The organism is Chitinophagaceae bacterium (assembly GCA_030053935.1).
GTDB lineage: Bacteria > Bacteroidota > Bacteroidia > Cytophagales > JASGCU01 > JASGCU01.
The window spans coordinates 1,557-6,576 of the sequence record JASGCU010000112.1; the positions used below are offsets into that span (position 1 = coordinate 1,557).

The 5,020-nt window shown below is 33.0% G+C and carries 4 protein-coding genes; 2 read left to right on the forward strand and 2 right to left on the reverse strand.

Going from position 1 to position 5,020, the window contains the following annotated elements; genetic code table 11:
* Positions 1-146: 146 nt before the first annotated feature.
* Both QM536_09115 and QM536_09120 read left to right on the forward strand, forming a co-directional pair.
* On the forward strand, positions 147-509 hold the full coding sequence (locus QM536_09115; protein ID MDI9357167.1) for a carboxymuconolactone decarboxylase family protein: 363 nt from the start codon (positions 147-149) through the stop codon (positions 507-509).
* The gene (locus tag QM536_09120; GenBank protein ID MDI9357168.1) at positions 490-840 is read left to right on the forward strand and encodes a hypothetical protein; all 351 of its coding nucleotides are present in this window, start codon (positions 490-492) and stop codon (positions 838-840) included. The genes QM536_09115 and QM536_09120 overlap by 20 nt, the downstream gene beginning before the upstream one ends.
* A 156-nt stretch (positions 841-996) precedes the next feature.
* Here QM536_09120 and QM536_09125 read toward each other — a convergent pair whose 3' ends face one another.
* On the reverse strand, positions 997-3,933 hold the full coding sequence (locus tag QM536_09125) for a TonB-dependent receptor (protein ID MDI9357169.1): 2,937 nt from the start codon (positions 3,931-3,933) through the stop codon (positions 997-999).
* Positions 3,934-4,299: 366 nt separating this feature from the next.
* On the reverse strand, positions 4,300-4,584 hold the full coding sequence (locus QM536_09130) for a hypothetical protein (protein ID MDI9357170.1): 285 nt from the start codon (positions 4,582-4,584) through the stop codon (positions 4,300-4,302).
* Between the last annotated feature and the right edge of the window lie 436 nt (positions 4,585-5,020).

The window sequence follows — 5,020 nt, forward strand, 5'->3', positions numbered from 1 at the left end:
AAAACCATTTTAAAGAACTAGACAAAAAAAGTGTTCTGAAGGCAATAGAATCATTGAAAGAGATATTAAAAAAATTTGTATATTGATTTTTTGGTTTTTTGAAGAAAAAAATCGTTATTTAACAATACATAATTAAAAATAAAAAAATGGATACAATAAAAGAATTTCGCGATTATAGGGAAAAAATGAACAACCGAATACTTTCTTCGGATAATCTGGTTATAAAAAGAATTTATAATTTAGATACCAATGCTTACAGCAAAGGGGCATTAGATATAAAAACAAAAGAAATGCTGGGATTGGCATGCAGCTTGGTTTTACGATGTGATGATTGTGTAAAATACCATCTTGACACTTGTTATAAAGTGGGTATAACCGATGCTGAAATAGAAGAAGTATGGGGTATTGCTACACTTATTGGGGGAACAATAGTCATACCCCATCTGCGAAGGGCAGTAGAGTTTTGGGATTTATTAAAAGAAAAAAAAAATGCTGAAAAAGGACTTTGAGCTAGAAATAAAATGGCAGGATCTCCTCAACGCCTTAGAAAAAATTATCGGGAAAAAACCTGAAAACTTAGATGCAGTTCTTTTTATTATTGGGATACAAGAGTTAGGAAAAGGCACAAAAAAGTTTACCAAAGATGAAAAGCAAGATCTGATGCACATAGCCATTTGCAAAGTGATGAGTTTATCAGGTTTTTATGAATTAGAAGGTGTAGACCCTGAAGGTTGGCCCCATTGGAAAATGATAAAAAAAATACCAAAACTAAATCTATTCGAACAAGAAAAGCTTTTAAAAATAAATATTATTGATTATTTTCAACAAGAAGTTTTTTGAATATCTTGTTTCCTTGAGAGGAATGGATTTTTTTTGTAAAAAGGGAGAAAAGGTATGTGAGAGATTCTCATGAATGTACAGAGAGGGTCTTATTGGAAGTATATCTCAAAAATATACTCTATAAACCCTCTCCGTGATTCATTTTTGTTGCAGATGCTAATTAATAGATTGGTCAAAGGTTATAGAAGCATAATATATCCCACCTATGGTAGGTCCTCCAAAACTTTGCACATAATAAGTATTGAGGGCGTTAGAAGCTCCTATTTTTACTATGGACTTCAAGAACTTGAGTTTATAAGATGCTTGTAAATCTAAGGTTCCAAAAGGATCTATATATCCTTTTCCAAAACTGGAATCCCAGTAAAATCTTTCTTGCCATCTATAAGTAATTCCAAATCCAAGGTTTTCGGTAAGTTTTCTATTGCCTACACCTATATTAAACTTATTTTCGGGGGTGTTAAATCCTATAATATTATCTTCTGTTTTTGTTACCCCTAAGAGTTTATTCCAACTCCAATTTCCATACACAGAATATCCCGACCTTCCAAAAGAATAATTAAATCCAAGAGAAGTTCCATGTGCTTGTATTGCTTGTTTCAAATTGGTAGTAATTTGAAAGCTATTATTTGCACTTCCTGATAAAAGAGACGAATAATTTACACCTCCTCCTGTAGGAAGTTCTCCAGCTATTTGAACATTATTGGTAGAGATAAAATTATTAAAGTTATTATAGTAATAAGAAAAATCTATCAATAAGTCCCTTGCTATAATAGACTTATAGCCAAACTCAAAAGATTGAATCTCTTCTGGTTGTACTGTCGTATAAGCAGTAAGAGGAATAAGCTCTTTCACTGCATCAGGGTGAAAAGGACTTAAGTTTTTGCTAAAAATAGCTTCTTTAAATTTGCTAATAGATTCTTGAGTATAAGTAAGGGGGATTCCTGTAGAACTTTCCTTGCGTATGTTATATTTTTCATAAAATTGGGGGAGCCCTCCTAATAGACGTGCAGAAATAATATCTAAATCTATATACTGGTCTTGAGTGGTGGGGTTTCTAAAGCCCGTTTGGTAAGAAACTCTAAAATTATGATTATTTTTGAAAGTATATACCAGTGCCATCTTAGGATTCAATTGTCCGTTAAAGTTAAGGTTTTGGTCATACCTGAGAGAAGCCGTTACTTTCAAATTTTTGACAATATTTTTCCCTACCTGAGCATACGCTCCGAATTCTTTTATTAATACACCCGCTGAATCGGCAAATACTGTGCCGTTGGAGTTAAGGTTGAAGAGTCGTACATTTCCACCTACCAATAATTCTAACCACTTTATCTGATTTTTAAAGTTATACTGTCCTTCTATGTGGTATAAACTGGTATTATCATTAAAATATGGTCCTTCAGGAACTACATTTTTTTTTGCTCCACTGGTTTTTACTCCATTTATTATACCATTTTTTATAGTATTAAAAGCATCAGAACCCTCATCTAAAGGAAATTGGTTGTTGATCATGGTTCGAGCGTATTCGTGGGCTTTATACTGTTGGGCAAGAGTAACACTGGAAGGATTGGTAGTAGGGAGTATTCCTTGTTTATACAGTGATTGCAGATAAAAAATAGGATAACTTGTTAAATAAGAGGTAACACCTCCTGATCTTTCATCATTTATTTTTTTTGCTGCAAATTCTGCAATAAAGGCATCGCCTGAATTTTCAGTGGTGCTGTATGCTCTCACATAAAAGTTATCTCCTTTTATTTGCAATCGGTGCTGATGAACTGCAAAGTTTACCAAAGAATATCTCTGTGCTCCTGTATAAACAGAAGTTCCCCATCCTCCATTATATAAGTAACTCAGCTCTATTTTATTATTGATTCGGTAATATAATCCTCCGCTTGCTTTGATATTTCGTGCATTGTAGTTTACTATATATTTTTCATGGTAAGAAGGGGCGGTTACTACGTGGTTTGGTAAAAAGCCATTACTTGCATAATTCCATGCCGTGATACCAGGTTCAAAAATAGCTGGTCCAAAGCTTGCAAGTGTCTGCCAACTTCCAGCTCCAGTGCTAAATCTTAATAAATTAAGATTTAATCCTGCCTCATCTCCCATATAATTTGGTTTATCTTCTCCAGGGTTCGTTCTTTCTCCGCATTCTGCACAATCTTTGAAAGGATTCTGTGCCGCATTTCTATCTGCATCAGAATTTCCATACCAGTCAATTGCTTGGGAATAAGAACCATTTACTTTGAAAGCGAATTTATTGTTAAATGCTTTTGCATAACGAAGAGAAGCATCAAATAATGGTGCTGGTTGACTTCTGGGACCACCTATATGATTTACTCCACTTTTTGCATAAGCACTGAGACCTTGGTATTCAAAAGCATTTTTACTATTGATAAGCAATATCCCATTTACTGCATTGGGACCATACAAAGCAGATGATGCGCCTGATATAAGTTCCAAACTTTCTATATCTAATTCTGATGGACCATTTAAATTTCCTACGGGAAAGTTTAATCCAGGTGCTTGGGTATCCATTCCATCCACTAATTGCACAAAGCGTGTATTTCCTGTGTTACCAAATCCTCTTGTGTTTACTACTTGAAAATTGATACTATTCGTAGTAATATCCACGCCTTTGATATTCGCTAAGCTCTTGTAATAATTATCTGCGGGAGTAGATTGTATATCCAAAGCATCTAGTTTTTCAATAGCCACAGGTGATTGTAAAATATTCTCTTCTACTTTTGACGCAGAAACAACTACTTCTTGTCCCAAAAGAATTTCTTCTTCCATGGCTATAGAAATAGTATTTATATTTGTTTCGTTCACTTCTATCTCTTGCTTTCCGTAGCCAATATAACTAATATCTAAAGTAAGTGGAAGTGCATTGGAAACAGATATTTTAAAATTTCCATCAAAATCCGACACGGTTCCAAAGGTATATCCCTTGACCAAAACATTTACACCTATAAGAGGTTGATTTGTTTTTATATCATAGATTTTACCTGTAATAACCGTCTGCCCTGATGCTTCAAAAACTCCTATTGCCAGGGCAACTAACAATAGAAAATACCTCTTGTAAAAATACCTCATAATAATGTAGTTAAATTGTTAAATAATAAAAAATACAATGATGCTTTACCAAAACACACTTTTTTCTATTTTTATTTTCAAGTGGATGTGCTTTTTAAAACGTTTTTTAATAATTTTCCAAATGTATAGGAAAAAAGAAAATAATTACAAATCTATTTTTTTTCAATAAAGGTTTGCTTTTTTATTTTCAATATTATTGAAAATAAAGAAAATTATGTGTAAAAAACAAAAAAAACATTTGCAATTATGTTTTTTATATTGTATGGAATTTGTGATAATTTTTTACCTAATTTATTTTCGTTTTCAAAATACATTGTAATTATAGGTGGTGATTCAAAAAGTATGATAGGTTAAATAAAGCCCCAATTAATCTAAAAAATTGCTCAACAAAAGGCTTTCATTGTGATTAAACATTTTTTTTGAAAGACAACAAGTTTTTCTAACAGATCGTCTCATTCGATGTCTGAATAGACAATTATTTCCTTCTATATCTACGGTGTATTTTTTGCTAATAGCATAATTATACAGTTCTAAATTAAATATATCTCTTATCCTTGTATATGCTTCTTGTTTTGCCTCCAGATATTCTTTTTTCCGTCTGAGCATAGCATACACTCCCTCTTTTGTTATTTTATACCCTTTTTCTTTCATATATCCCAACACGATGCCAAAATAGCAAAAAAACTCTCTTGGGTTATGAACGGTGGAGACCTCTCCGCCCCTACCGAAGTTTCTGAACAATATCTCTTAGACCTAGAAAGAGAAGTATTCTTGAGCTTAACAGGAGAACCAAAAACATGAGAAAGAATCCACAGCATCCTATTCAAAAGAAAACCTTTAAGGAACTAAATATAATTCCTATTCTTCTTACCAACGTTTTTATGTTAAGTATAGCCCACGTTTCCAAGCGTGGGCTTTTTTTTATTCCCCGATTCATTATTAAAAAGACCTGAAACAGAGTTTAAGGTTGCTTAGACAGAGTTTAAGGTTGCTTAGACAGAGTTTAAGGTCGCTTAGACAGAGTTTAAGGTTGCTTAGACAGAGTTTAAGGTTGCTTAGACAGAGTTTAAGGTCGCTTAGACAGAGT

Bases quoted from the DNA above. Each gene is read 5' to 3' on its own strand.
- QM536_09120 (MDI9357168.1), top strand. From the start codon at position 490: ATGCTGAAAAAGGACTTTGAGCTAGAAATAAAATGGCAGGATCTCCTC.
- QM536_09115 (MDI9357167.1), top strand. From the start codon at position 147: ATGGATACAATAAAAGAATTTCGCGATTATAGGGAAAAAATGAACAAC.
- QM536_09130 (MDI9357170.1), bottom strand. From the start codon at position 4,584: ATGAAAGAAAAAGGGTATAAAATAACAAAAGAGGGAGTGTATGCTATG.
- QM536_09125 (MDI9357169.1), bottom strand. From the start codon at position 3,933: ATGAGGTATTTTTACAAGAGGTATTTTCTATTGTTAGTTGCCCTGGCA.